The 22907-nt window shown below is 47.6% G+C and carries 39 protein-coding genes; 37 read left to right on the forward strand and 2 right to left on the reverse strand.

What is annotated here, in order from left to right:
• Positions 1-67: 67 nt before the first annotated feature.
• The 5 genes from WDY75_RS08135 to WDY75_RS08155 all read left to right on the forward strand — a co-directional run bounded on the left by WDY75_RS08135 (position 68) and on the right by WDY75_RS08155 (position 3241).
• Positions 68-865: a hypothetical protein gene (locus WDY75_RS08135; protein WP_338842067.1), complete on the forward strand. Its 798-nt coding sequence runs from the start codon at positions 68-70 to the stop codon at positions 863-865.
• Positions 858-1064: a hypothetical protein gene (locus WDY75_RS08140; RefSeq protein WP_338842068.1), complete on the forward strand. Its 207-nt coding sequence runs from the start codon at positions 858-860 to the stop codon at positions 1062-1064. Before WDY75_RS08135 ends, WDY75_RS08140 begins: the two co-directional genes overlap by 8 nt.
• Before the next feature lie 11 nt (positions 1065-1075).
• Positions 1076-1279 (forward strand): hypothetical protein, encoded by a 204-nt coding sequence (locus WDY75_RS08145; RefSeq protein ID WP_338842069.1) that lies wholly within the window; start codon positions 1076-1078, stop codon positions 1277-1279.
• A gap of 166 nt (positions 1280-1445) precedes the next feature.
• On the forward strand, positions 1446-2627 hold the full coding sequence (locus WDY75_RS08150; RefSeq protein ID WP_338842070.1) for an FtsK/SpoIIIE domain-containing protein: 1182 nt from the start codon (positions 1446-1448) through the stop codon (positions 2625-2627).
• A gap of 2 nt (positions 2628-2629) precedes the next feature.
• The gene (locus tag WDY75_RS08155) at positions 2630-3241 is read left to right on the forward strand and encodes a replication-relaxation family protein (protein WP_338842071.1); all 612 of its coding nucleotides are present in this window, start codon (positions 2630-2632) and stop codon (positions 3239-3241) included.
• Between the two features lie 416 nt (positions 3242-3657).
• On the opposite strand, the gene WDY75_RS08160 is transcribed toward WDY75_RS08155, so the two are convergent.
• Positions 3658-3876, reverse strand: coding sequence for a helix-turn-helix transcriptional regulator (locus tag WDY75_RS08160; protein WP_338842072.1), 219 nt, complete (start codon positions 3874-3876; stop codon positions 3658-3660).
• A gap of 69 nt (positions 3877-3945) precedes the next feature.
• Between WDY75_RS08160 and WDY75_RS08165 the strand changes: the two genes are divergently transcribed.
• Positions 3946-4224, forward strand: coding sequence for a S24 family peptidase (locus tag WDY75_RS08165; RefSeq protein ID WP_338842073.1), 279 nt, complete (start codon positions 3946-3948; stop codon positions 4222-4224).
• A gap of 45 nt (positions 4225-4269) precedes the next feature.
• Here WDY75_RS08165 and WDY75_RS08170 read toward each other — a convergent pair whose 3' ends face one another.
• The gene (locus tag WDY75_RS08170; RefSeq protein WP_338842074.1) at positions 4270-4914 is read right to left on the reverse strand and encodes an XRE family transcriptional regulator; all 645 of its coding nucleotides are present in this window, start codon (positions 4912-4914) and stop codon (positions 4270-4272) included.
• A gap of 175 nt (positions 4915-5089) precedes the next feature.
• Between WDY75_RS08170 and WDY75_RS08175 the strand changes: the two genes are divergently transcribed.
• The 31 genes from WDY75_RS08175 (at position 5090) to WDY75_RS08315 (ending at position 22868) form a co-directional block, all read left to right on the forward strand.
• A complete protein-coding gene (locus WDY75_RS08175) occupies positions 5090-5353 on the forward strand; it encodes a helix-turn-helix transcriptional regulator (RefSeq protein ID WP_338842075.1) in 264 nt (87 codons plus the stop codon).
• Between the two features lie 25 nt (positions 5354-5378).
• A complete protein-coding gene (locus tag WDY75_RS08180) occupies positions 5379-5540 on the forward strand; it encodes a hypothetical protein (RefSeq protein WP_338842076.1) in 162 nt (53 codons plus the stop codon).
• A gap of 102 nt (positions 5541-5642) precedes the next feature.
• Positions 5643-6575: a DUF3102 domain-containing protein gene (locus tag WDY75_RS08185; RefSeq protein WP_338842077.1), complete on the forward strand. Its 933-nt coding sequence runs from the start codon at positions 5643-5645 to the stop codon at positions 6573-6575.
• Positions 6544-6939 (forward strand): ORF6C domain-containing protein, encoded by a 396-nt coding sequence (locus WDY75_RS08190; RefSeq protein WP_338842078.1) that lies wholly within the window; start codon positions 6544-6546, stop codon positions 6937-6939. Before WDY75_RS08185 ends, WDY75_RS08190 begins: the two co-directional genes overlap by 32 nt.
• Before the next feature lie 37 nt (positions 6940-6976).
• Entirely contained in the window at positions 6977-7141 is a 165-nt protein-coding gene (locus tag WDY75_RS08195) for a hypothetical protein (protein ID WP_338842079.1), read from the forward strand.
• A gap of 282 nt (positions 7142-7423) precedes the next feature.
• On the forward strand, positions 7424-7585 hold the full coding sequence (locus WDY75_RS08200) for a hypothetical protein (protein WP_338842080.1): 162 nt from the start codon (positions 7424-7426) through the stop codon (positions 7583-7585).
• Positions 7586-7636: 51 nt separating this feature from the next.
• Positions 7637-8185 carry an AP2 domain-containing protein gene (locus WDY75_RS08205; protein ID WP_338842081.1) on the forward strand — a complete coding sequence of 183 codons (549 nt, stop codon included), beginning with the start codon at positions 7637-7639 and terminating at the stop codon, positions 8183-8185.
• A gap of 58 nt (positions 8186-8243) precedes the next feature.
• Positions 8244-8594: a type II toxin-antitoxin system PemK/MazF family toxin gene (locus WDY75_RS08210; protein WP_338842082.1), complete on the forward strand. Its 351-nt coding sequence runs from the start codon at positions 8244-8246 to the stop codon at positions 8592-8594.
• The gene (locus tag WDY75_RS08215; RefSeq protein WP_338842083.1) at positions 8591-10165 is read left to right on the forward strand and encodes an AAA family ATPase; all 1575 of its coding nucleotides are present in this window, start codon (positions 8591-8593) and stop codon (positions 10163-10165) included. Before WDY75_RS08210 ends, WDY75_RS08215 begins: the two co-directional genes overlap by 4 nt.
• The gene (locus WDY75_RS08220) at positions 10149-10409 is read left to right on the forward strand and encodes a hypothetical protein (protein ID WP_338842084.1); all 261 of its coding nucleotides are present in this window, start codon (positions 10149-10151) and stop codon (positions 10407-10409) included. The genes WDY75_RS08215 and WDY75_RS08220 overlap by 17 nt, the downstream gene beginning before the upstream one ends.
• 6 nt (positions 10410-10415) lie before the next feature.
• Positions 10416-10568 (forward strand): DUF6906 family protein, encoded by a 153-nt coding sequence (locus tag WDY75_RS30720; RefSeq protein ID WP_409348319.1) that lies wholly within the window; start codon positions 10416-10418, stop codon positions 10566-10568.
• A 14-nt stretch (positions 10569-10582) separates the two neighbouring features.
• Positions 10583-11506: a RecT family recombinase gene (locus WDY75_RS08225; RefSeq protein WP_338842085.1), complete on the forward strand. Its 924-nt coding sequence runs from the start codon at positions 10583-10585 to the stop codon at positions 11504-11506.
• Between the two features lie 142 nt (positions 11507-11648).
• The gene (locus WDY75_RS08230; protein ID WP_338842086.1) at positions 11649-11861 is read left to right on the forward strand and encodes a hypothetical protein; all 213 of its coding nucleotides are present in this window, start codon (positions 11649-11651) and stop codon (positions 11859-11861) included.
• Positions 11858-12631 (forward strand): MBL fold metallo-hydrolase, encoded by a 774-nt coding sequence (locus WDY75_RS08235; protein WP_338842087.1) that lies wholly within the window; start codon positions 11858-11860, stop codon positions 12629-12631. The genes WDY75_RS08230 and WDY75_RS08235 overlap by 4 nt, the downstream gene beginning before the upstream one ends.
• Positions 12624-13244, forward strand: coding sequence for a 3'-5' exonuclease (locus WDY75_RS08240; protein WP_338842088.1), 621 nt, complete (start codon positions 12624-12626; stop codon positions 13242-13244). The genes WDY75_RS08235 and WDY75_RS08240 overlap by 8 nt, the downstream gene beginning before the upstream one ends.
• Before the next feature lie 177 nt (positions 13245-13421).
• Positions 13422-13697, forward strand: coding sequence for an HNH endonuclease (locus WDY75_RS30725; RefSeq protein ID WP_409348328.1), 276 nt, complete (start codon positions 13422-13424; stop codon positions 13695-13697).
• A gap of 14 nt (positions 13698-13711) precedes the next feature.
• Complete coding sequence (locus WDY75_RS08245) at positions 13712-14548, forward strand: replication protein (protein WP_338842089.1); 837 nt, start codon at positions 13712-13714, stop codon at positions 14546-14548.
• Positions 14487-14843: a replicative helicase loader/inhibitor gene (locus tag WDY75_RS08250; RefSeq protein ID WP_338842090.1), complete on the forward strand. Its 357-nt coding sequence runs from the start codon at positions 14487-14489 to the stop codon at positions 14841-14843. The genes WDY75_RS08245 and WDY75_RS08250 overlap by 62 nt, the downstream gene beginning before the upstream one ends.
• On the forward strand, positions 14840-16189 hold the full coding sequence (locus WDY75_RS08255; RefSeq protein ID WP_338842091.1) for a replicative DNA helicase: 1350 nt from the start codon (positions 14840-14842) through the stop codon (positions 16187-16189). The genes WDY75_RS08250 and WDY75_RS08255 overlap by 4 nt, the downstream gene beginning before the upstream one ends.
• Entirely contained in the window at positions 16164-16559 is a 396-nt protein-coding gene (locus WDY75_RS08260) for a hypothetical protein (RefSeq protein ID WP_338842092.1), read from the forward strand. Before WDY75_RS08255 ends, WDY75_RS08260 begins: the two co-directional genes overlap by 26 nt.
• A 17-nt stretch (positions 16560-16576) precedes the next feature.
• The gene (locus WDY75_RS08265) at positions 16577-16903 is read left to right on the forward strand and encodes a MazG nucleotide pyrophosphohydrolase domain-containing protein (protein WP_338842093.1); all 327 of its coding nucleotides are present in this window, start codon (positions 16577-16579) and stop codon (positions 16901-16903) included.
• 194 nt (positions 16904-17097) lie between these two features.
• Positions 17098-17667, forward strand: coding sequence for a hypothetical protein (locus WDY75_RS08270; protein WP_338842094.1), 570 nt, complete (start codon positions 17098-17100; stop codon positions 17665-17667).
• A gap of 64 nt (positions 17668-17731) precedes the next feature.
• A complete protein-coding gene (locus WDY75_RS08275; RefSeq protein WP_338842095.1) occupies positions 17732-18208 on the forward strand; it encodes a hypothetical protein in 477 nt (158 codons plus the stop codon).
• 181 nt (positions 18209-18389) lie between these two features.
• The gene (locus tag WDY75_RS08280; RefSeq protein WP_338842096.1) at positions 18390-19295 is read left to right on the forward strand and encodes a phosphoadenosine phosphosulfate reductase family protein; all 906 of its coding nucleotides are present in this window, start codon (positions 18390-18392) and stop codon (positions 19293-19295) included.
• Positions 19295-20341 (forward strand): DNA (cytosine-5-)-methyltransferase, encoded by a 1047-nt coding sequence (locus WDY75_RS08285; protein ID WP_338842208.1) that lies wholly within the window; start codon positions 19295-19297, stop codon positions 20339-20341. The genes WDY75_RS08280 and WDY75_RS08285 overlap by 1 nt, the downstream gene beginning before the upstream one ends.
• Positions 20342-20738: 397 nt before the next feature.
• Positions 20739-21440, forward strand: coding sequence for a dUTP diphosphatase (locus WDY75_RS08290; protein WP_409348329.1), 702 nt, complete (start codon positions 20739-20741; stop codon positions 21438-21440).
• An 11-nt stretch (positions 21441-21451) separates the two neighbouring features.
• A complete protein-coding gene (locus WDY75_RS08295; RefSeq protein ID WP_338842098.1) occupies positions 21452-21901 on the forward strand; it encodes a YopX family protein in 450 nt (149 codons plus the stop codon).
• Positions 21894-22067 carry a hypothetical protein gene (locus WDY75_RS08300; protein ID WP_338842099.1) on the forward strand — a complete coding sequence of 58 codons (174 nt, stop codon included), beginning with the start codon at positions 21894-21896 and terminating at the stop codon, positions 22065-22067. The genes WDY75_RS08295 and WDY75_RS08300 overlap by 8 nt, the downstream gene beginning before the upstream one ends.
• Complete coding sequence (locus tag WDY75_RS08305) at positions 22064-22198, forward strand: hypothetical protein (RefSeq protein WP_338842100.1); 135 nt, start codon at positions 22064-22066, stop codon at positions 22196-22198. Before WDY75_RS08300 ends, WDY75_RS08305 begins: the two co-directional genes overlap by 4 nt.
• Positions 22195-22371, forward strand: a complete 177-nt coding sequence (locus WDY75_RS08310; protein WP_338842101.1) for a hypothetical protein — start codon at positions 22195-22197, stop codon at positions 22369-22371. The genes WDY75_RS08305 and WDY75_RS08310 overlap by 4 nt, the downstream gene beginning before the upstream one ends.
• A 2-nt stretch (positions 22372-22373) precedes the next feature.
• Positions 22374-22868, forward strand: coding sequence for a hypothetical protein (locus WDY75_RS08315; protein WP_338842103.1), 495 nt, complete (start codon positions 22374-22376; stop codon positions 22866-22868).
• Positions 22869-22907 lie beyond the last annotated feature (39 nt).

Here is a 22907-nt window from a genome sequence, read left to right on the forward strand (position 1 = left end):
ATACGGCACCAAGGGCTAAGGCGCCAGTCCAGTTCCGTAACCAGTTAAACAACAAGGTGGGATGCGGATGGTATCGGCCATTGATGCAGGAAATTACATGACTAAGTTTTATGACGGCAAGCGGCTGCGGGCGTTCCCTTCTCTGATCGGCGAGTATCGGGATCGGAACCTCCTACAGCAGCACGGGGACTTTGATTTCGAATGGGAATACGACGGCCAGCGGGGATTCGCCGGCACTCTTGCCCTTCATGAGAGCGAGTGCGCAGAAAGCCAGAAGGGCGAGAGCAAAGCCCATCCAGATGCACGTCTTCGGGTCCTGCTGGCATTACATCAGTTTGGCGAGGGAATAGAGCATCAGATTATTGTCGGCCAGCCGATCAGCACGCACCAGGAGGCTGAGAAGGTCGCTATCAAGGAAATGCTGTGTGGCCGGCATGAGCTGGTCGTAAACGGTCGCCGCAAAATCATTGTGGTTCGCCGCTGTGAAGTGGCTGCGGAAGGGGTTACGGCGGGCCTGCTGGTACCCGGCGGCGGACTGATCCGGGTGATCGATGTCGGCAGCGGTACGGTTAATTTCGGGACCCTCATCGATCGTCGGTTTAATGACCGTGGGAGTTTTACGCTTGGAACTGGTATGGAAACCCTACGATCCGTTAAGCCCGCTGATTTCGCACGCCAGATCGCGCTCAGGGCGCTCGCAAGAGGATGGAAGGCCAATGACACAGTCTATCTATGCGGAGGCGGTGCCGGGGCTGTCCTGGCTGCGCTGAGGGCGTACTTTCCCGGTGTCCGGATGATCGAAGGGGACCCGGAATATGCAAACGTCAAATCATTCTATTTGATCGCGAGGAAGGTCTATGGCTAAGGATATTCGGATTATACAGGTGGCGTTTAACGTCTTGGATCCCGACCAGTTGCAGCAGTATGAGCATGTGCGGCTTCGGCCGAATCAGTCGGGCTTTCTCAAAAGATTGATCCAGCGGGACATTGATGGAGGCTTTACGAGTACTCGGCAGTCAGTACAGGATCTACAGGAAGACTTTACGGTTGAGGGGTTTATCTAAGGAGGGATAACATGATCGAGCTGGCAGCAATATTTAAAATCCTCGGGATCGGGGTTGTATCGCATTTCTGTTCAAACGTACTGGAGAATATGGGTCACGGTGGAAAGGTAATGTACATCAAAATTGCGGGGTATGTGGCGTGTGCATACATCTCACTTGATGCCTGGTGGGACTGCTTGCGGATGGTTGCCCGCACCTTCGGAGTGCATGTTTGATACTTTGGCAGAGACCTTTGCAGGTACGTTTGTATCGGCAGCAGTAGTATTGCAATTGTAGTACGAGCGAAAACGTTGATAGATAGGAGAAAAATGAATTTGTTTTGAGCGATAGCGAAAAGAGGCGAAGCGAATGATAATGAGCGGAGTAGGAGGGTTCGCTGTTTTGAAATTGGCAGCGGCCTGCGGTTGCCTGGGTGGAGCGTGGACGGTTTACCGATCAAGTGCGGATTCGGTCATGAGGAGCAAGATGAGGAAACTGTTCATGACCGGAGAAATCTGCCTGAAGCGTAGAGTCCGGCAGGGGAAGGAGGTCCGTGTATACCCACAGGTGAGCAGGGTCTCGGTATACCACGATTGCGTGCAGGTTGTCTTTATCCTGCCGAATGGTTTGGACCCGCAGGAGGTCCGCAAACGGGAATGGATCTTTGAACAAACCTTTGGCGATAACATCGAGCTGTCAGGCTCCTCAAAGACGTTCACCTTGAATATTTACAGCCAGGATGTCCAGCGTTTTGATTATGACCCGGACGCCATAGAGAAGGCCGTGGAGGGTCTTAGGTTGCCTATCTATGTCGGACAGAGCCGGACAGGGAATGAAGTCTACGACATGACTGAGCACCCACATCTGTTAGTGGCCGGGGAGACCGGTAGCGGCAAGTCTGTTGCATTGCGATCGATCATAACGACTCTGATCCGGACAGCGTCGGACAGATTGGAATTGTATTGTGCTGACCTGAAGCGGTCGGAGTTCCATCTATTCAAGGGAGTCGCCCGGCAGGTGGTAGTCGAGGCCCCTCAGCTGCACCAGATCGTGCTCAAGATCAGGAAGGAGATGCGGCGCAGGGGCGACCTGCTGGACCGGGCGGGCCTGGCTAATATCGATGATCTGCCGGCGGGGGAGCGGCCTTCATACATCGTGCTGGCGGTTGATGAGGTAGCGCTGCTGAAAAAGGAACGGGAGCTGATGGAGGGCATCGAAGAGATAAGCGCCATCGGGCGGGCTCTCGGAGTATATTTGATCCTCTCCATGCAGAGGCCAGATAGTGACGTCCTGGATGGCAAACTCAAGAACAACCTTACAGTCCGGATGGCATTCCGTCATAGCGACGAGATCAACAGCCGAATCACTCTCGGCAGCGGGGAAGCCGCGGACATCCAGCAGAGCCAAAAGGGGCGCATGATACTCAAGCTGGACGGCCTGAAATCTGTTCAGGGGCCATACTTAGATATTCCCAAGGCAAAGACACTACTTGAGCCGTACAAGAGCGCAGAGGAGGCCACAGCGGCCCCTCCTATTGATTCGGAGCCAGAGGAAGACGACGCCATTGAGATTGGGGTGTTATAGGATTGAATGCGCGTGATAAGGCCATTGTAAAGGACCTGGAGCGCTTCCGCTGCCTCACACGGGATGATGTGGCGGAGCTCCATTTCTCCAACGTTAAGAACCCCGTCACTCAAGCGAATATGGTCCTCAAGCGGCTGCGGCGGGATGATGTCATTACATGCGCTACGGATCGCCGAAAGTATATCTATTTTCCGGTACCTGGCATCAAGAAGGACAGCGCGAAGATCGGGCACTTCTTAGCTATCGTGGATTTTTACAAACAGATCCGGAAGGTAGAGCCGCCGCGGGTGTTTGATGTGGAACCCAAAACAGGTGGAAAAGGAAGGCCCGAACCCGATGTGTTTTGTATTTGGAAAGGAGCTCCGTGGTTTGTCGAGATCCAACGGAGTCAATTCAGCGATAAGGTCATGCAGGAGAAAATGAACCGGTATGAGCAGTATTATCTGAGTGGGGAATGGGAGCAGGAGCCGTGGCAGCCAGCAGCTAAAAAGCTATTCCCCTATGTGTGGATCATTGGGGCCGGAGCTGGCAAGTATAAGACCGAGGGGAGGCCTTTCCGAGTGTTCCAGGACAGCGTAGAGGGAATGAAAAAGAGATTGGGGATTGATTCCTGAATATGGAATGTGCTATCATGGTGGGCATATTATACTTTGTCATTATAAATCTAACCCCTAGCCTTAAAGGGGCATCCAATTAGACTTATTAGTGGTATAACAAAGGCCGCTACAATTATCAAGTTTAAGATGTGTTGAGCAGTATCTATTATTCTCATTAAAAAAAACGTTACCCGAGTACTTTCTTCGGCATTAAGCGTTTTGATGAGATGTGTGGAGTTCAACCTTCTCCCTTGATTATTGTAGCGGCCTTTTTGCATAGAAAACTGAAAGGAGGTTGTGCTGGATTATTTTTCAATCTGTTGTTTCGACATGTTGCGACACCGAATGCCATCATCAGATGGTAAAATGTACAAACAGGGTTATCGTCCCATAGGGCGATTTCTAATCCGAGGGAGGACAGCTTTAGCAGCTGCCTATTGCCTTTTCTCAACCCAATAACAAAGACTTTCCATTGGGCATCCGATAACTACTGAAATCGTGTATAGTGCATCTGCTGACATTTTTTTATGGCCTAATGCAAACTTGGATATCATTTGTGGTGAATACCCAGTTCGTCTTGCAAGCTCAGCTTGAGTCATATTCACGATTGCTAATTGTTCGGATAAACGGCTCTCCCCTCGGACGAAGGGCATTTATTCTTTAATCCCCTTTCTTAAAGTGTTTCTTTCAAAAATTATATCATCATGGGAGTGGGTTGTGGTATGGGCGGATTCTTTTATCTCGCTATCGATGACAGTATGTCCGGGGATCGGATTCATTCTGGCGACAAGTTATTTGTAATTGAAACTCAAACTATTCAGGAGAATGACATCTGCGCTATTGCCGATGATACTGATGTTTCTAAACTAAGGTTTAGAAGAGTAAAGGAACTGGACAATGGTAGATTTATGCTAGTTCCATCCAATCCACAATTTAAAGAAGAACTGAAGGATACACTCCTTATAATCGGAAAAGTTGAAACGGTTTTCATAAACACATAGAAGTAGCCCGCCTGTAAAAAAGGCGGGCTTTTTAATTAAAGTTTATTAAAAATTTATGACTACTTTTTTTAGTTTTCCAATAATTCTGATATTCGCTTCACCACTACCACAAATAATTGGTGGATAGTTAGTATTAGCTGATTGCAGTACCAGGGTGCCATTTTGTTTGTATACCTTTTTTAGAACTGCCTCATCATCGATAAGGACCGCTGCTATCTCCCCATCCTCTACTTCTTCCTGTTTACGAATTAACAAAAGATCCCCTTCATAAATCCTGGCTCCATTCATGCTGTCGCCTTTAGCTCTCAAATAAAAATATTCTCCGCCATTTATCCATGAACGTGGTGTTGACTCATATCCTTCGATTGACTCGTAAGCCACACGTCCGCTCCCACAGGATATTTTTCCGACGATTGGCAAACTAACATTTTCCGATTCTGCAGGTTCCCCTAAATATGTGTATGCACCTTCTGTGAGTTGATTAACTGTAACCTCTAAGGCGTCAGCTAATTCTTTAAGACGGTCCATGTCTATTTTATGTTCTCCATGTTCGTAACGTTGAACGGTCTTTTTCGTAATTCCTATTTTTTCGGCCAACACCTGAAGGCTGTAATTTCTAAGATCGCGGTATTTTTTAATGTTTTGTCCTACGATTTTATAAAAATTTTTTGCTTCATCTAAACCGGTCATTTAATTTTTCCCCTTCATCTAATGGTTGAATATAGTATAACCCTAAAAAGACACTTTATTCAACAAAAATGTTTTTATCGTGTCTTTTTAGGGTTGACGATGTACAAAAGTGGTGATAATCTAGGGGTGTCTTCACGAGACACGATAAGGCAGGCGAGATTGGAGGTGAAAGAATATGTTGAAGATTAGCGTTAAAGCTGCCCGAGTTAATTCAGATATGAAAGTGAAGGAGGTTGCTGACGCCCTGGGGTTATCAGTAGGTGGATACTCCAAAAAAGAAAATGGACATGCAAGATTTTATATTGATGAGATAGCCAAGCTAAGCCAATTGTTCAAAGTTCCATTTGAAAATTTTTTTGAAGCGGGGTGTCTTGATAAGACACAAGACGAGAAATGGCATTCCGCTGTCAATCAAAAACCTGATCGCTTGAATCAATAATATGTATTGGAGGCGAAAAGTATTCATGACTCGGCTCAACGCAATCCCGGTAGAGGTCATCAACCACTATAACAATCTTCACAGGTTCCAGAACAGCGGCCATGTTAATCCTGCCAAGATCGACTTTGTCCATATGGAAATCGCAATGATCGAGCGTGACTTTCCTGGCATCAAGGAAACACAATGATTGCATTACTGAGCTTCATCGGCTGGTTGTTGCTTAACGCCTTGTTCGTATGCCGACGTTGGATGGTAGTTGAAATGAGAGAAAGTCGAAAGGATGGTGAACATGACTCAACTGGCATTATCGACTGACTTACAGGTCATTACGGCCGAGATTAATAGCTACAAACAGATTGCCGGACAGTCGGTATTCGAGATCGGAAAGAGACTGAAGCATGTGAAGGACAGTGATCTGGCACACGGACAATGGGAGACCTGGCTTGAGTCGATTGACTTTGTACCCCGAACAGCACAACGCATGATTCAAGCATATGAGCAATTTTCAAATACGACGACGTCGTCGCTTTTGGAGACAAGTAAGATATTTGAAATGCTATCACTACCAGAATCCATCGACCGAACTGAATTTATCGAACAGGAGCACACTGTCCCCTCAACCGGCGAGAGTAAGAAGGTTGACGACATGACGGTCAAAGAGCTCCGAGAGGTGAAGAAAGCCCTTAAGGAAGCAGAAGAAAGAGCACGCCAAGCTGAAATGGACAGGCAGGCGGCGGTAGCGCAGAAGTTCACTTTGGCAAAGCAGATTGAGGAGCTTGAGAAAAAGAAAGGTCGATCCGCAGAAGACGAAGCAAGGCTTCAGCAGTTAAGTCAGAGTAACGTCGAATTGACTCAGACGATCCACAAGCTGCAGGACGAGTTGCTTGAACGTAACACGGCAATGGAGAAGCGTAGTCATGATCTCAGAAAGATGAAAGAAAGCTTGAGCAAAACATCAGCTTACATTGTGGTGGACCTCTCCACAGCGCTCATGCACTTCCGATCCATACACGACCAAAGAGAAGCTATCGAGGTTGCGGAGCGGTTCTGGATTGAGCTTGACGAAACCATTGCAAAGAAGCGGTCAGAGTGGCAGGAGCTGATGGAAAACAATATTAGCGAAAGTGAGGAGAGCCGAAATGAGCGCAGAACAATTGGAACTGTTCGCGGACGACAAGCAGTCATTATTGATGCAGATACATTACCTGAAGGCGACGGTTGAGAATTACCGAAACCGCATGCCGATCAGCAAGCAGGAGCGCAAGGTCGTAAGGCAACAAGGGAAGATGAAAGTAATCTCACTGCTCGGAGAGCCCCACACGGAGTCATACAAGGCTGGGTATAAACGGATATTTAACGATCTATACAGCGATGTGAAAGGCCGGTTCCTCGCAGGCACGTTGGATGAAATTCTCGAAATTCACTTTACAGATGCAATTCACTTCATAAACGACTGGCATCCAAAAGAACCTCTGAAGCTTCCGCAGACCTGTTTCCTCTGTGAGCTACAGCCCGGAACCATCGACACAGGCGAAGGCATCATATGCGAGAATTGCGAACAGATCTTGGGCGAACTCTTTCAATAAAAAAACCAAAACTAAATGAGATAAGGTGGCGAAAAGTATGCACGCAAAATCATTAACAGCAGAATCCGCACAAACGTTGAGAAATGCTCTGAAATGGGCGAATGAACGCTTTGAATCGAAACAAGTTATGACAAAAGAAGAAACGATCCTCTTAGAGAGAATCGTCATGGTTTCGGCAGACCTGGTTAGATGTGAAGATTAATAACCTCTTTGAACACGTTGACGTATTTCGTTTTCGACGTCTGAAGTAACCTTCCTGTTATTTGCAACGATAACCTTTGAGACTGCTTTAATTATTTGCTCTAGGTCATAGTCACTTACTGATTCCAAGTTCTTAAGACTTTTTGCAAGTTCATTTCGAATGGATGTTTCACTGAGACCACAAGTATTCAAATTCTCAAGTCCTCCTTTCTCGAATGGTAGAAGCTGGACACTTCATTATTCGACGAAAGGTAACATAAGTCCTACGAAAGGAGCACCGACATTGAACGAAGAGAATTACCTACGCTCGAAAATGGTACAAGCCCTGAAAAGAGAACGCCGTATGCTGGCAGAAGGAAGACTTCTCGAAGCGCTGGACGCCCGTTACGAATACCGCAGATGTCGCCAGCAGCTGCTCAGCTATGGGGAGATCGTAGGGACGTAATGCAGGCAGCTATGTAAGATACATATTTCTGGAAGGGAGGTGAGTAAAGCGATGAAAAACATGTATTGGGTTCGCGGTGAAGTAACTGCCATCATTCTTAATAGTCCGCGTTACGGTCGCATGGAAACATTAATTAGCACCAGAAAACTACCGTTAGCCCAGTCTTACGAAGGGACATGGTATGCGAATTGGAGCCCCATTACCAATAGCTTCTATTGTGCTGGAAGAATCAAACTTCCTGATGGAAGGATATCCACTGTGTATCTTCATAGATGGATCACCAATTGTCCACAAAACAGGCAGGTTGATCACTTTAACAACACAACCCTGGATAACACTGACGGAAACTTAAGGATAGTTTCTAGGTCAGGCAATCAACAAAACAGAGCTAGAAACCAACGTAATAACACATCCGGGGCAAGAGGGGTAAGTTGGGATAAGCGAAGTCAGAAGTGGGTGGCTGCCGTGGTGCTTCAAGGAAAAACAAAGTACATCGGTCGATATGACACGGTCGAAGAAGCTGACCAAGCAGTGAAAAAGGCTCGAGCGAAATTCATGCCTTATTCCAAAGAAGCAAGCGTCGAATTAAGGACGCCATAATTTTTTTTGCCAAAACCGGGGTTTTGAGCCCAAAAATCAAGCGGAAGTGAGGTTCGCCATGAAGAGAGGTCAAATATGGATGGCTGATTTGGGCGAGGGGAGAGGTAGCGAACAGAATGGACTTCGGCCGGTCGTGATCATTCAAAACGATGTCGGTAACCAGTTTGCCCCTACAACGATTATTGCCCCAGTCACAGATCAGGGGAAACGTTACATGCCCACGCATCAAAAGATCAGAAGCGCAGAAAAGCCGTCGGTGGTCTTGCTTGAGCAAATCAGAACGATCTGTAAAAGTCGACTGGAATACCCAATAGGATGCCTGAGTATGTCGGAAATGGAAGCAGTTAATAGAAAGATATTGTTAAGCCTGGGCCTTGTTCAGGTAAAGGAGGCGCAGAAACAAGCATGAGTCAATTCAAGCTAATTGAGGGCATCGGTCATAACTTTAAAGCCCACCGTGATCTAAGTGTTAAGTTTGGCGACCTGACCAAGATCACGGGGGACAACGAGGAAGGAAAGTCCAGTGTTCTGGAAATTCCCACATGGACATTGTACGGCACAGACACCTTCGGCGGCAAGATGGACCCCACCCCGACAAATTACAAATACGATCATGTCATGGCTGAAACGCTGCTGGAAGTGGACGGCAAGTTGCTGAAATTCGGCCGCGGGATCGAGAAGGGAAAGGCCACATATTACATCAATGATGTGCCAAGCAAGGCAAGCGACTTCGAGGAGATTGTGAAGTCATTGATCGATAAGGACCTGTTCCTGGGGCTATTTAACCCCCTGTACTTCTTCTCTCTTCATTGGGAGAAACAGCGTGAATTAATGCTCCGATATTCGACTCCGCCGACGCAAAAGGAAGTATTCGCTGAAATGAGCCGGGCATCGCCGGATCAGAAGCTGAAGGATATTAAACTGAACCCTCAAGCCGAGAAGCTGGATGAGCTGGTAAAGAAGCACACGCTGCCGCAGCTTGAGGAAATCCATAAGAAGAATAAGAACGACAAGGACACCGCACATAAGAAGGCACAGGGCCGGACGGAGACGCTTGAAGAGCAGTTCCGGCAGCTACCAGAAGTACCGGAAGATATTGAGGCGATCAAGGCGGAAGACGCTGAACTGGTCAAGCAGGTCAGAGATATCCATGCCAAGATCGAGCTAGCTGACGAGCCCAAACGGAAGCAAGCGGTGCTTGAGGGGACTCTTGAAAATGTTCGGCAACAGATTGCAGCTGCCAAGACACGATACATGAAGGTCCACGGCGAAGAGATCGCGGAGGAATGCTCCACCTGCAAGCGGCCGTTTGACGAGGCGGCGAAGCAAGCTGCCGAAGCGAGTAAAGAGGAGCGAAAGAAGCCGCTGCGGGATGAGCATGACAAGTTGGTAGCTCGACGTAAAGAGCTCGAGGCGGAACTAGCAGCAGTCGAACTGGTAGACGTGTCAGAACTTTGGGAGCAGATGAGGGCGTTGGAGCACCGCAGGGACGCAACAGCAGAAACAATTGGCTGGTACAACCGGCGCCAGAGCCTGCAGGCCGATCTGGAAAAGGCACAGGCAGACGAAGCGGCCACACTGGCAAGCCGTAATGAATCCATCTTTATCCTGGACGCTATAAAGGCATATGAAGCTAAAGCGGCTGAGCTGCAAGCGGCTAAGGTCCAAGAGCTGTTCCAGACACTAACGATCCGGCTCTTCAAAGAACAGAAGAATGGCGACATCAAACCAGATTTCGTAATCGATCGGGACGGCAAGACGCCGACACAGTTCTCACTCTCGGAGAGCATTCGGGCGGGGCTAGAAGTCCGGGACGTCATCAGCGAGCAGAGCGGCTGGATCGCGCCATGCTTTATCGACAACAAGGAGAGCGTGACACGGTATAAGGCACCACGTGGGCAGTTGATTACCTGCCAAGTTATCGAGGGTCAACCATTAAATATCGAATCGGAGGAATTATCCCATGAAAATCACCAATAAAAAATACGCGCTTACCGCAGCACTTCAAGCAGGGGCTGCACATGATTTCGCACTCTTCAAATCCCGTCGTCAATTCAAAAGTGAAGCATCGGAGAAGAAACCGTACAAGCCTGGGAGTATCGGGACATCGATAATTGCTACTGCAATCAAGAAAGAGTTCGGAAGCATCCTCTCAAGAAGCGAAAGAAAGATGCTTGCTAAAGCCTATAAGAAACCACTTCAAAAATTCTACGCCCAGGGGTGATCGGAATTGAAAAATGGTAAGAACCCCACACGCCGTCAAAAGATCGCTATCAAAGACGCAGGACAGAATCCTGACAATTGGCTCGTATTCAAGGCAGAAGCAACCGTCCTGCACATCGTACATCGCAATACCGGCACCACCAAAATCATTCACATTTAGGAGGCACTTATCATATGGCAAGTAACAATCAAGTAGCAGTCTATAACAATTATCTTTTCGGAAGTCTGACCTCTGAAGACATTAAAACGATACATGAGACCATCGCTAAGGATTGCAACGAAGCACAATTCAAACTTTTCATGGGGGTAGCAAAAGCTGCCGACGCTAACCCACTGATTGGTGAGATACACCCGACAGTGTATCAAGGGAAACTCACATGGCAGTTCGGTATCGATTATCACATCCGTAAAGCAAAAGAGATGGAAGGTTATCTTGGTTACGATGTTCAGGTCATCCACGAAAATGACACGTTCGAATATTCTATGGAACGAGCCGAAGACGGCAGGTACTACCTTTTAATTGAAAAGTTCAAAGGGGGGTTCCCGAAAGGAAAGCCGGTAGGTGGCTATGCAATGGCTTATAAAGAAGGGTTCATGCCTTTTACAGTTCTGATGGACATTGATGAGGTTGAGCATTACAAGCGCTCTGCCATCGGTATGCAAAAGACGATGTGGACCAATAACTTCAACGATATGTTCAAAAAGCATATGGTGAAGCGTGCATTGAAAGCTGCATTCGGCCTGAGATTTGATGACGGCGATGGGGAGCAAAATGCGGGACCGGATACTTACAACCCATACGAGCGCAAAGATGTGACCCCGCAGGAAACTGGACAGCCTGCCACACCTCAGCAACCCGATCAGCAGGAAGATGAATCCTTAGCTCGCATGAAGGCTCTCAAAGCTCAGGTGAAAGCAAATTACAAGAAGCTCGGTCTGATCGATAAAGAGTCTATGGGCCAACATGCTCAGCAGTTCTGCAAGGTTAAAGGAGACGAGCCTACTGAAGCAGAGCTCAAGGCTTACGTCAAGATCATGGACATGCAAATCCAGGAGAAGCAGGCCGCGGAACAGGCGAACGACGATCTGCCACTGTAACTCATGGAGGCCATGGTCGAGATTATTCAACTGGAGCCTGATTGTCTCGTATGCGGTGAGGGTATCTCGCCAGGGCAAGAAGAACAGTTCCACTATAAGCGGGTTTGCAAATCCTGCAAGAAGGAACTGGAGGAGAGTCTGAGTGAAAAACGGAAACGCACCAGAGCAACTGGATCTGTTCGGAGGCGCTGAATTAAACAGCTCGCCTCCGGTCCTGAATGGCGTTTACTTCGAGAAGGCGACAGGTTTATTCGTCTCCTTCTCCCGGGGACGCCGGTATAAAGAATGGCCTGCCAAGACATGCACCTTTGATAAGGAGTGGCAGGAACGAATAAAGAGGGAGCGTGCTATATGAAAGTTGATATCCTTGCATCAGGCAGCTCTGGTAATTGTGTCGCCATTACATCTGGTGAGCAGACAATTTTGATCGATGCCGGCATTGCCAAAACAAAAATTGAGAAGCGCCTGCTCGAGGTCGGAATCAGACCAGATCACATCGCGGCGATCTTCATTTCACATGGTCATAAAGATCATAGCAAAGGTTTAACCATAGCTAATAAATACCGAATTCCGGTCTGGGCAGCTACTGAAGAGTGGAAACTGATAGGCATCGTAGATGACGAACTCAGAAGAAACATTGATGGTCAGGAGCCAGTGATTCACGGTTGCGGCTATGAATGTCACGCTTTTCGCACTTTTCATAACACTTATAACTCATTTGGTTACGCAATTACACTTTATGGTGACACTTCCGCTGCCGACGATCTCAAAGTTTCAGTTTGCCTTGATACTGGGAAGGTATGTGATGAAATGTTAGGGTCGATGTCCGGGTCTGATATCTACATCATTGAAGCTAACCATGATGTAGATATGCAACTGGAGTCAAATAGACCTGAAAGTGTGATAGCAAGAAATTTATCAGACTTGGGTCATCTCAACAATGACCAGGTGGCGGATGCATTAACGAGGTTGATTGAAGGCAGAGGAGAACGGATTTACTTGGTTCATATATCAGGGGATTGTAATACACCGGCATTGGCCGAGTGGACAGTGAGAGCTGCCCTCCGGCAGAAAGGTTTTGAACCAGGGAAGCATTATCATTTGGAGGTGGTTACCGGTGCTTAACAATTTGACTGTATTTGACTTCGAAACTACTGGACTTGATCCGGTGAACGATAGAGTTATAGAAATGGCTGCCGTCAGGGTTGTGGATGGCGAGATTGTAACTGGGTTTCATTCACTCATTAAAACGGACATTGAACTGACCCCGAAAATCACGGAGATCACAGGGATCTATCCGGAGATGCTGCAAGGGGCAATGGAGGAAGACCTCGCCTTCCGGATCCTTCGCAACATCATGGGTGACAGTTTACTAGTTGCTCACAATGCTGCATTTGATCTTCAGTTATTGCACCATGCTCTTCAACGGCTGGCAGGAAAGACGTTCAGCAATCCGTTCATCGACACACTCACGCTCAGCCGAGATCGGCACACATACCCGCACAAACTGACGGATATGTGCAACAGGTACGGTATCGCATTGGAAGGCGCACACAGAGCCCTGAATGATGTCGAGGGATGCTGGAAGCTGCTTGAAGCCATGCACAATGAAGAGCCCGTTGACTCATACATTAACCGGCTCGGATATCTCAGCAAGTACGGTCCTCCTGATTGGGCTCCAGCACATGCCGAATTGTTTGGCACTAGCAATAGATACGAACCCCGCAATGTCGGATAAAAATGAACGGTGGTGAGCGAAGTGAAATTAGATGAAACGGTGTTCGTTTCTGGGGATGAACTCAACGTCCATATTTGCGATCAGTGCGATGAACGAACTAATGGACGCCCGTATCTTTATTGGCCCGAGAGAGATTTCACTTTATGCGATTCATGTCTCGAGAAGTCCTATGATCTGATGTTTCGGCGGCCCCATGAATCTTCGCAAAACTGTTCCAAGAAGAAGCTCAAAATTCCCGCGAAGCTTAAACAATCAGTTTTTGAACGGGATAGATATCGTTGCAGATACTGTGGTTCGCACAAGAATCTAACGGCTGATCACGTTTTCCCTGAGTCGCGTGGTGGAGAAGCGATATTCGAAAATTTGGTGACCGCCTGCTCTGATTGCAACACAAGGAAGGGTGCGCGAACGCCGGAAGAAGCTGGAATGATTATAAAAGACATCAGCAGTTGAAAGAGTGAGGTGGAATGGCAAACCCGCAACCGGATCAATTTACCAAGATTTCAAATGAGTTGTTAGAGCAAGTTCCTAAATTTAAGCTGAACGGGACTCAAATCAGACTAATCCTAATCATTTGGCGCTACTCATACGGATTCGGAAAGAAAGACGCTGAATTGTCAATATCATTCCTGGTTGAAGCGATCGACACTGTTAAGCGCCAAGTGATCCGGGAGCTCTCGAGATTAATCGAGATGAATGTGGTTCAGGTTGTTTCTGAGCAAACAGGGACTCGTTCAAGAACTCTTCGATTCAATAAAGACTATGAATCATGGAGGTTGCTAGAGGTGACTAAAAAGACACCACTAACTGAATTGTCTGGGGGTGACCGATTAGACACCTCCCAGGTGACTAAAAAGACACCTCTAGAGGTCTCTAGGGGTGACGGATTAGACACCCAAAAAAGAAAGTACTTAAAGAAAACTATAAAGAAAGAAGAGATAAGAGATATGAACATCCCTTCTGAAAAAATAAAATTTCACGATACTGTTTATCTGACACTGGAGCAATATGAAAAGCTCTGCAATGAGTTTGGAAAACATCGAGTGGATAACACAATCGAAGCTTTAGATGAATGGCAGACCAATAAAAAGCCAAGCCAGCATAAAAAGGATCACAATAAAACAATCCGCGTCTGGATCAAGAAGGACTTGGAAAAGAACAAGACATCCTTTAAACCTAAAGCTCAACGTAACAAGGAAGAGATGGACATCCTTAATCAGTTCTATGAGGAGGGAGCAGCGCGTGAAACAAACGGAGACGGCAAACTTCCTGGCGATGATCAAGACCGCTTATCCCTTCTTTGAGGTAACGGAAGCCGGTGTTCGTCTTTGGCACACCATGTTAATCGATCTTGATTATAAAACAGCACAGAAAAGGCTGGCGAATCACATCCGTTCCAGCAAGTTCGCACCTACCATTTCCGAAATCGTGAACCCAGCTCCTTTTGAAGAAAAATCATTCTACGAACTCCAGCGAGCCGAAGAGGAAGCTGATCGTCTCGCCTTGGATGAGTACAACGAGAATGCCGTTCCGATGCCGGAATGGATCCGGAAAAAGCGTGAGCAAATGCTGGCTAGAAAGAAAGTGGGTCGGCAATGAGTTTAGACGCAGAACAGGCCGTGCTAGGCTCCATTCTGAGGAATCCGGACCTGATTGACGACACTTATCTTCGACCAGATGACTTCGACTCGGAAGGGAATAACGGGTTGGTATTCGAGGCTCTGAGCTGGGCGCACGAGGCATTCTCAAACAAACCAGGTGTGAAGGACCCCTTTGATCCGGTACTGCTAGCCGAGCACTGGGGGGCCCAGCTTTCTAAGATCGGCGGGTTGACCTACCTTATGCAGCTTAGGAGCTCTGTCCCATCGACTTCAAACTTTGATCATTACCAGAAAATAGTCCGGGAATCGAGCATTCAGGCTAAGGCAGCACATGCAATGCGTGCGGCGCTAAACGGCGGAAACCTTAATCTAAGTGCTGTCCGTGAAAATCTTGAGAAACTGGAAGAACTGCAAGAGCAAACAATTAATGATGGTATGAAGAAGCTGTCCGACGTCCTGGATGGCCATCACAAAGAGGTCATGTCAAGAAGCGGCCGTTCCGGGATTACAGGAGTGAAGACTGCTAGTGATGATTATAACGAAATGTCAGGTGGACATCAGAGAAGTGACGTAACAATAGTGGCGGCCCGTCCAAGTATCGGGAAAACGGCCTATATCGTCAACGACTCCACTTCATCTGCGAAATCTGGATGGACTGTCGCGCTCTTCTCGGCTGAAATGCCAGACGAAGATGTAGCTGAGCGCTTCATATGCTCGATCGGAGGGATCGACAGCAAGAAGGTCCGAGACGGTCTTTTATCCGAGAACGATTGGGCTAACTACAGCACAGCGCTTGACATACTGGACACCCTCCCGATTTTTATTGACGACACACCAGGAATGAGTATCGAGTATATACGACGCCAGGTAAAGCAGATGAAAAAGAAACACAAGAACTTAATTGTTTATATCGATTACCTGCAGCTGATCGAGAGCGAAAAGAACTTCAGTCAGAATGCGGAGCGAGTAAATTATGTATCCAAGCAACTGAAGCAGATTGCGAGAACATTTGATATTCCTGTGGTTGCTATCAGTTCTGTTGGCCGGAAGTGTGAGGAGCGTCAAGACAAACGTCCGATGATGAGTGACCTGCGAGAATCCGGAAATATAGAGTTTGATGCAGACGTAATCATATTCCTTTATCGCGATGATTATTACTACCCGGATACGGTACTAAAAGGACTCATTGAACTCATAATTGCGAAGGGTAGAAAAATAGGCACGGGAACGATTCAGATGTTCTTCAACCGGAAGAATGGACGGTTCTCAAACCTAACGAAAGATCAGAAGTATGAGTTCCAGAAGAAGGTGAGAGAGCATGAGCAAACTCATTCAAAACGATGATCAGTATAACAAGGCTATTAGCGGGCTTGTCATGATGGCAGTGCAATTGGAAGATCCGCTGAGCCCCATGACACCGGAAGAGCGTTCCAAGAAGCAGGCCGTGTACGACCGGACCGCTGAGCTGGTGCAGTATTACCGGCGCGGGGAACTGGTCCAGAAGTTCCCCGGCCTGCGCAAGCAATACGAGATACTCGGCTGGGAATGGCAGGAACTCGGAGAGGGACAAGAGGACACTCCTGCAGAGCCCGAACCTATACCAGAACGAATAGACCCGGAACCTGAAAAGGAGCCAGAAAACGAACTACAGGAGCCCGAGCAGCCAGTTAAAGAACAGCCTTCGAGTAAGCTGCTGGATTGGCTCGATGATTAGAAAGTGAGGGATAAACGATGCAATATGTATTCATAGCAATACCGGTGCTGGATTACCCGATTCAAGGATACCAGCCCGGTGACATGCGGGTGAAGCTTCAGGAGGAAGCAAACGAACTGATAGACGAAATCGAGTCTGCTGACTTTGATCAGCGTCGGATGATCAGCGAGCTGCTGGATGTGCTGCAGGTGACGGTCGGAATGATCCGGCAGCAGGCTCGGGAGGTATTGCCGCCCGGGGAAGCCTCGAAGGTTATGGGAGATATAATCACTCGGGCTAATCATGATCATCTCTTGAAAATAAATGAGTACGCTCGGCAGCGGTCATGGGAGGCGGCGAAATAGATGGGAACATGTAAAATTCCAAAATGTAATCATAACGCCGCTGGAACGTTGGCCTTGGTGGAACTCTGCAGTGATCATCTAAAGGGAATCCGGATTGAAACAGGCGCTTATTACCGTAGAAGTATCTATTCCTATCAGCGGTATTTATACAACCAAATATCCTGGCGGATTCCTTGGAGTCGGGAGGCGATGAAATGAAATTCGTGGGGGTCGATCCAGCTACTAAGACAGGGATTGTAATCCTAGATGAGCAAGGGAAAGTGGTTTACGAAAATGAGCTCAAAGGTGAGGGTGCCAAAATTAAGGGCGGAATCACTACCGAACAGCTCGTCTCTCTTGAAAACCAGTTCTATAAGATCATAAAGCCGGAAGATGAGATTTGCATCGAGCAACCTGCAATGGGCACACAAATGGGTGTGACAACCGGTATGATACACGGCGGGCTGCGGACAATGATATTCCGGAAGGGCCTTGTCTATTGGGATGTTAACCCTGCGTGGACCAAGAAATATGTCAAAGTAACAGGTTGGGTTTTGGAAAATGGGAAGAAACGAAGATTCAAGGATAACGAGAAAAAGAAAGCGATGAAGGACGCTGTGCTTGAACACTTCGGATACACACACAAAAGTGATAACGTCGTCGATGCTTACATTATCGCCAGGATTGCATTGAATCTTTACTTAATGCGTGAGTACAAACCACTGCTCGACACACATACCTACCAGGTGGAAGTGTTGGAATCCATTTTAAATAAAGTTGAATGACCCGGGGCTGATCAGGTCCTGCGGCGGATAGTCACACCCAAATGACGGAACAGCAGTTCTTATTTTGAAGGAGAGGAGCAAGAATATGCTCAAATTGGACCCGGAAATTAAAGAGCGGATCGAGCACTATCTGCATATGGATTACATCACTGAGGCTCAATCAAAGATTCTGAAAGCTTATTTCATGTATGGTCGTTCCTCCAAAGCAGCTTCATCCAAACTCAACATGCACCCAACTACGTTTGCACAGGTAACCAGCTCTTTAGTGCAAAGAAACATACTTGAAAAGCTCGGAAGAGGCAAATTCATTATAGCTGATGACGAATCAGCCATCATAATGCCTTTCATAGAGCCCGAGATACCTCCCGATCCGCCCTTGAATATGACAGAGCAAGAAAAGGCATGGATGCTTCAAAACTACAGCAATTACAAGGGCAAGAGGTCGGAAGCCGCTCGGATATTAAAGCGAAGCAAGTTCGATATCTGTCGGATGGCTATTGAACTCCATCTTGACTCGGATAACAGAAGGAGAGTGGATTGACTTGGGCACATCGGTACCTAACTGGAAGAATGAAATTCAAGGTGCAACACGACCAAGTGAAGTTAAGGAATACACGCTCAGTCCGGAGGAACTGGCGCAGATAATCGGAAAGCCAATCCCTGCTTCGCATACGAAGCCGATCAAGTTTAGGTCCACTTCTAAGAGGGAGGTATAAGACGGAATGACAGAAACCGTAAATATTGTTTCCCTTTCAGGAGGAAAGGACAGCACGGCATTGTGGCTTCATGCCCTGGAACGTGGTGTAGAAGTGCTGCCGGTGTTTGCGGATACTGGCAATGAACATAATCAGACTTATGAATATTTGGAATACCTCGAAAGACAACTGGGGCCGATCCGGAGGATACAGGCAGACTTCAGTACCCAAATTGAACGGAAAAGGACTTGGGTGAATACAAAATGGCGCGACGAGGGGATATCAGAACAAGTCATTCAACAGGCTTTATCTGTTCTACATCCAACAGGGAATCCATTCTTGGATCTGTGTGTTTGGAAGGGGCGGTTCCCAAGTACCAAAGCCAGATTCTGCACTGTTGAACTGAAGGTACGCCCATTCTTTGATCAAATCTACCTACCACTGCTGGAAGAAGGCAAAAAGATTGTGAGCTGGCAGGGCGTACGGGCACAAGAGAGTTTTGCACGATCGCAGCTGCCTGAACGAGAAGATACTCCTGAAGGATATGAAATATATAGACCGTTGATCCAATGGACGGTGGAAGATGTATTCGAAATACATGACAAATACGGAATTGAACCTAACCCACTATATAAATTGGGCATGGGACGTGTTGGGTGTATGCCGTGTATCAACGTAGGTAAGATGGAGCTGTTCGAAATTGCCCGGAGGTTCCCAGAAGAGGTTGAACGGATCGCCAAGTGGGAGGAAACAGTTAAATTCGCCTCCAAACGAAATGGAGCATCGTTTTTAGCGAGTAGCGAGGGCGAACACATCTGGGACAAGGTTGAGTGGTCCAAGACAGTGCATGGCGGTAAGCAGATTGATTTGTTTAAATCATTGGCATTCGATGATGTGCCGGTTTGCTCGAGTCAATACGGATTGTGCGAATGATGAGAAAACTTAGTTTGTTCTCAGGGATAGGCGGTATAGATTTAGCAGCACATTGGGCCGGTATAGAGACGGTGGCATTTTGCGAACGGGATCTGTTTCCTCAGAAGGTCCTGCGAAAGCATTGGCCCAACGTTCCCATATATGACGATGTATGTACCCTAACAGCAGAACGTTTGAAGGAGGATGGAATTATTGGCCCAGGTAGAGCAATTGACGTTATTTCCGCAGGATACCCTTGTCAGCCTTTCAGTAATGCCGGGAACAGAAAAGGCAAAGAAGATGACCGCCACCTCTGGCCAGAAGTTGCTCGACTCTTACGTGAAATCCGGCCCCGTTGGTTCCTTGGTGAAAATGTTGCTGGGCACATCACTTTGGGGCTCGACGATGTGCTTATTGAATTGGAAAGCATCGGTTACACAGCACAAGCACTTGTTATTCCGTCTAGTGCCGTCGGTGCCCCGCACAGAAGAGATCGAGTCTTCATTGTGGGCTACACCTCAAGCAAGGGATTTCAGGAGTGGAGACAATCCGGATTCGCCACGTTCAGTAAGAAAACAGGAACAGGGATGGAGCCAGAATCTGAACGATCAGGTGAAAATGTGGCCGACCCCGAGAGCGAACGATCCAGAGAAGCGTGGGAACATCAATGCGGAAGATCCGCGGAACGGATTGCCGGGAGCTGTGAAACTTTGGCCCACTCCTACAGCGAGTCAGGATTGGAAACCAGTTCGCCCCTTAGCGCCTTCAGAAGCCTCAGGGAGCCACGGAACAATGCTTGTCGGTGCAGTAGGAAACAATCAACCGGAATTAGTGGGGGGGCAATTGAATCCAGATTGGGTGGAATGCTTGATGGGATTTCCAGTTGGTTGGAGCGACATCCATGGCCAGCCGGACAAGGATCAGAGCAATACGACTGGGAGCCGCCAAGAGTAGCAACAGGCGTTAAGGATCGAGTAGGCCGACTTAAGGCCCTGGGAAACGCCGTGAACCCTGTTCAAGTATTACCGATCCTAGCTGCTATAAAAGCCATAGATGATCAGCTGTAAGCCCACGGGAGGGTATCCTCCCCACCAAAGGAAAGAGGTTTGACGCCTGATGAAACGGAAAATAGCCAGTCGTAAGCTAAAAAGACGCTGTGAATGGTGCGGCAGGGGATTCGAGAAGGGCGATGTGTTTTACCACGAAAGAAAGGTATACCGCGTTTATGACGGAATGGACGAACACATCGTTGGTGTGGATACAACCCAATGCCCAAAGTGCCGCTATATCCAACAAGATAGGGCAAAGCGCTATGAACAATTCCAGCAGACTTGCCAGCATGAAAAGAGCGAATTCATTCATGAAGTGTGGGATTACATCCCAGGCGAGGCAGTAATGGAACCGCAATACGATGTATGCAGTCTCTGCGGGAATCACCTATAAGGAGAGATGAACGATATGACATTGACCATAGAGCAAATGTACGAAATGCAGAAAGAACTGGATGCCAAGATCATCAGGGAGAAGGGACTGGAAGGGCAGGACCTGCTACAGAACACAGTCCTGGCTCTCCAGGTAGAAATCGGCGAGCTGGCGAATGAATGGCGCGGGTTCAAGCATTGGAGCAATCGGCAAACTCCAAAGATGTTCCCTTTGGAAATGTGCGACTACTGCGGGGAAGAAGTCAGCTTTACACGGCCGAGTCCCTTTATGGCGGATTCTGGTGCAGACATGTGTGAAGAATGCTGGAACATGACAAAAAAAGAGTATGCAGCATCCAATGGCGAGTATATTCCAGACTTTAAGGATTACCCACACTTTCCTAAGAAGACCCCTCAGAAAATGCTTGAAGAATACGTCGATTGCCTGCATTTCTTCCTGAGCTTAGCCCGGCAGCTCGATCTGCCAGCGGATGATCTGTTTGGACCAGAAACAGGTGAAGACCTTAAGGGTGAAACAGCCCAGGTGTTTACCGAAATTTTATACCATGTTGGGGGTGTGGGGCTCCACAAGCATGAAGATATACGCCGTAAAGCTCTGCAACTCGGATTATGGATATTCTACACCCTTGGCGAGCAGCGTCTGGGCTTCACCTTCGAGCAGATCGCAGAGGCGTATGCCGCGAAGAATGCCGTGAACCATCAGCGCCAAGCGAACGGATATTGAGGAGGCAGGCCATGTACAAATTCCGCGGCAAGCGACTGGATAACGGCGAGTTGGTGTTCGGGTTCGGCGCCTTCATATGGGAAGACGATGGAGTCAAAAGAGCAGAGATATACAGCACATACGGAATGTTTGAAGTCGATCCCGTAACAGTAGGTCAATATACCGGGCTTCCTGATCGCAATGATAAAGAGATTTATGAGAATGCAACCGTCTTAATCACTGGAACGCAGGAACTGAGTGGTGGTTTAACATTCGAATGGAATGAAAAGGCCATAGTCAAATGGTCTGAAGAAGAATGCGGATTTTACTTGGATGTCATCAAGAAGCGAGAAGTAAATCTTTGTCAGGATGGATATTTCACCGTTGATACCTTCCCTTTACGGAAGTGGGAAGAAGGCGAGTGGGATATCGAATATAAAGTCGTCGAGGATCATGAAATGCTGGAGGTGCCGCATGGATGATCAAAACTGCCTGTCTTGTATCCATGCATTTTCAGATGACAATGACGAATTAATCTGCACCGTTGAGGAAGAGCATGAAAAGGTTGATGAAAGTTACTCTTGTAAAGAGTGGAACCTTTGCCCAACTTTCCACGAGAAAGTAACTGTATTGGAGGTACTGGAATGACGAAGAAAGACTATTTGCGAATGAAGGCCGCACTCATAAACATACTTGAAATATCCACGGATGAGTTTGCAAAATCTCAGGCACGGTACGGGTTGAATATTAAGTTGGATGCTCGTGAGGGAGAGAAATGAAGGACGGCGTTGTTCTCTTCTACTGCAAAGACGGGATCTTATACCCTGTAGCACTAACGGAGGAGCAGAACAGCATGCTCCAATTCACAGCCAAGCTGTTTGAGCCGCTGCAGGTGGTCAATATACCGCAAGGACCGGCAATTAATCTTAATGATAAACGAGAGGGGAAATAACCATGTCAGTACAAGTTAAAGCGCATTTCAATAAGCAAACCAAGGATTCGAAAAAAGAACTCGTTCAATTCTATGTGAAGGGCGATGACGAACATAAGCCGGAGCTGAATGGCCTGACTCGGGAGGTTGTCATTCTGTCCATTGAGGGCCTGGAGGATGTCGAGCTAACCGCCGAGTTTAAGAAATCGGCCAAGGACTCCAAGAAAACGGTTCTGGAGTTCGAAGTCAAAGGAGATTCTTCAGCACAGCAAACATTCGAATTCTACAAGAAGGCCGGCTCCGATGTAATCCTGAATATCACGGAATCGCAGATGAGCATTGATGAATTTCATGAAGAGCAAGAGGAGTATCGGGAAGGTATCCGAGGCAAGATCAATCCGGACGGAACGATTGAAACGGATCCGAACCAGGTGACTCTCGATGAGGTAGCTGCTGGATCTGAAGGAGGCGGAGAAGAAGGGCCACCGATGCCAAACGATGATGATCTGCCGTTTTGATGATATGGCCCCGGCTTCGGCCGGGGGATTCCCTTCATA

Source organism: Paenibacillus glucanolyticus, from assembly GCF_037333485.1.
Classification (GTDB): domain Bacteria; phylum Bacillota; class Bacilli; order Paenibacillales; family Paenibacillaceae; genus Paenibacillus_AQ; species Paenibacillus_AQ glucanolyticus.

Bases quoted from the DNA above. Each gene is read 5' to 3' on its own strand.
- WDY75_RS08135 (WP_338842067.1), top strand. From the start codon at position 68: ATGGTATCGGCCATTGATGCAGGAAATTACATGACTAAGTTTTATGAC.
- WDY75_RS08140 (WP_338842068.1), top strand. From the start codon at position 858: ATGGCTAAGGATATTCGGATTATACAGGTGGCGTTTAACGTCTTGGAT.
- WDY75_RS08145 (WP_338842069.1), top strand. From the start codon at position 1,076: ATGATCGAGCTGGCAGCAATATTTAAAATCCTCGGGATCGGGGTTGTA.
- WDY75_RS08160 (WP_338842072.1), bottom strand. From the start codon at position 3,876: ATGCCCTTCGTCCGAGGGGAGAGCCGTTTATCCGAACAATTAGCAATC.
- WDY75_RS08165 (WP_338842073.1), top strand. From the start codon at position 3,946: ATGGGCGGATTCTTTTATCTCGCTATCGATGACAGTATGTCCGGGGAT.
- WDY75_RS08170 (WP_338842074.1), bottom strand. From the start codon at position 4,914: ATGACCGGTTTAGATGAAGCAAAAAATTTTTATAAAATCGTAGGACAA.
- WDY75_RS08175 (WP_338842075.1), top strand. From the start codon at position 5,090: ATGTTGAAGATTAGCGTTAAAGCTGCCCGAGTTAATTCAGATATGAAA.
- WDY75_RS08180 (WP_338842076.1), top strand. From the start codon at position 5,379: ATGACTCGGCTCAACGCAATCCCGGTAGAGGTCATCAACCACTATAAC.
- WDY75_RS08185 (WP_338842077.1), top strand. From the start codon at position 5,643: ATGACTCAACTGGCATTATCGACTGACTTACAGGTCATTACGGCCGAG.
- WDY75_RS08190 (WP_338842078.1), top strand. From the start codon at position 6,544: ATGCAGATACATTACCTGAAGGCGACGGTTGAGAATTACCGAAACCGC.
- WDY75_RS08195 (WP_338842079.1), top strand. From the start codon at position 6,977: ATGCACGCAAAATCATTAACAGCAGAATCCGCACAAACGTTGAGAAAT.
- WDY75_RS08205 (WP_338842081.1), top strand. From the start codon at position 7,637: ATGAAAAACATGTATTGGGTTCGCGGTGAAGTAACTGCCATCATTCTT.
- WDY75_RS08210 (WP_338842082.1), top strand. From the start codon at position 8,244: ATGAAGAGAGGTCAAATATGGATGGCTGATTTGGGCGAGGGGAGAGGT.
- WDY75_RS08215 (WP_338842083.1), top strand. From the start codon at position 8,591: ATGAGTCAATTCAAGCTAATTGAGGGCATCGGTCATAACTTTAAAGCC.
- WDY75_RS08220 (WP_338842084.1), top strand. From the start codon at position 10,149: ATGAAAATCACCAATAAAAAATACGCGCTTACCGCAGCACTTCAAGCA.
- WDY75_RS08225 (WP_338842085.1), top strand. From the start codon at position 10,583: ATGGCAAGTAACAATCAAGTAGCAGTCTATAACAATTATCTTTTCGGA.
- WDY75_RS08235 (WP_338842087.1), top strand. From the start codon at position 11,858: ATGAAAGTTGATATCCTTGCATCAGGCAGCTCTGGTAATTGTGTCGCC.
- WDY75_RS30725 (WP_409348328.1), top strand. From the start codon at position 13,422: ATGTTTCGGCGGCCCCATGAATCTTCGCAAAACTGTTCCAAGAAGAAG.
- WDY75_RS08245 (WP_338842089.1), top strand. From the start codon at position 13,712: ATGGCAAACCCGCAACCGGATCAATTTACCAAGATTTCAAATGAGTTG.
- WDY75_RS08255 (WP_338842091.1), top strand. From the start codon at position 14,840: ATGAGTTTAGACGCAGAACAGGCCGTGCTAGGCTCCATTCTGAGGAAT.
- WDY75_RS08260 (WP_338842092.1), top strand. From the start codon at position 16,164: ATGAGCAAACTCATTCAAAACGATGATCAGTATAACAAGGCTATTAGC.
- WDY75_RS08265 (WP_338842093.1), top strand. From the start codon at position 16,577: ATGCAATATGTATTCATAGCAATACCGGTGCTGGATTACCCGATTCAA.
- WDY75_RS08270 (WP_338842094.1), top strand. From the start codon at position 17,098: ATGAAATTCGTGGGGGTCGATCCAGCTACTAAGACAGGGATTGTAATC.
- WDY75_RS08280 (WP_338842096.1), top strand. From the start codon at position 18,390: ATGACAGAAACCGTAAATATTGTTTCCCTTTCAGGAGGAAAGGACAGC.
- WDY75_RS08285 (WP_338842208.1), top strand. From the start codon at position 19,295: ATGAGAAAACTTAGTTTGTTCTCAGGGATAGGCGGTATAGATTTAGCA.
- WDY75_RS08295 (WP_338842098.1), top strand. From the start codon at position 21,452: ATGTACAAATTCCGCGGCAAGCGACTGGATAACGGCGAGTTGGTGTTC.
- WDY75_RS08300 (WP_338842099.1), top strand. From the start codon at position 21,894: ATGGATGATCAAAACTGCCTGTCTTGTATCCATGCATTTTCAGATGAC.
- WDY75_RS08305 (WP_338842100.1), top strand. From the start codon at position 22,064: ATGACGAAGAAAGACTATTTGCGAATGAAGGCCGCACTCATAAACATA.
- WDY75_RS08310 (WP_338842101.1), top strand. From the start codon at position 22,195: ATGAAGGACGGCGTTGTTCTCTTCTACTGCAAAGACGGGATCTTATAC.
- WDY75_RS08315 (WP_338842103.1), top strand. From the start codon at position 22,374: ATGTCAGTACAAGTTAAAGCGCATTTCAATAAGCAAACCAAGGATTCG.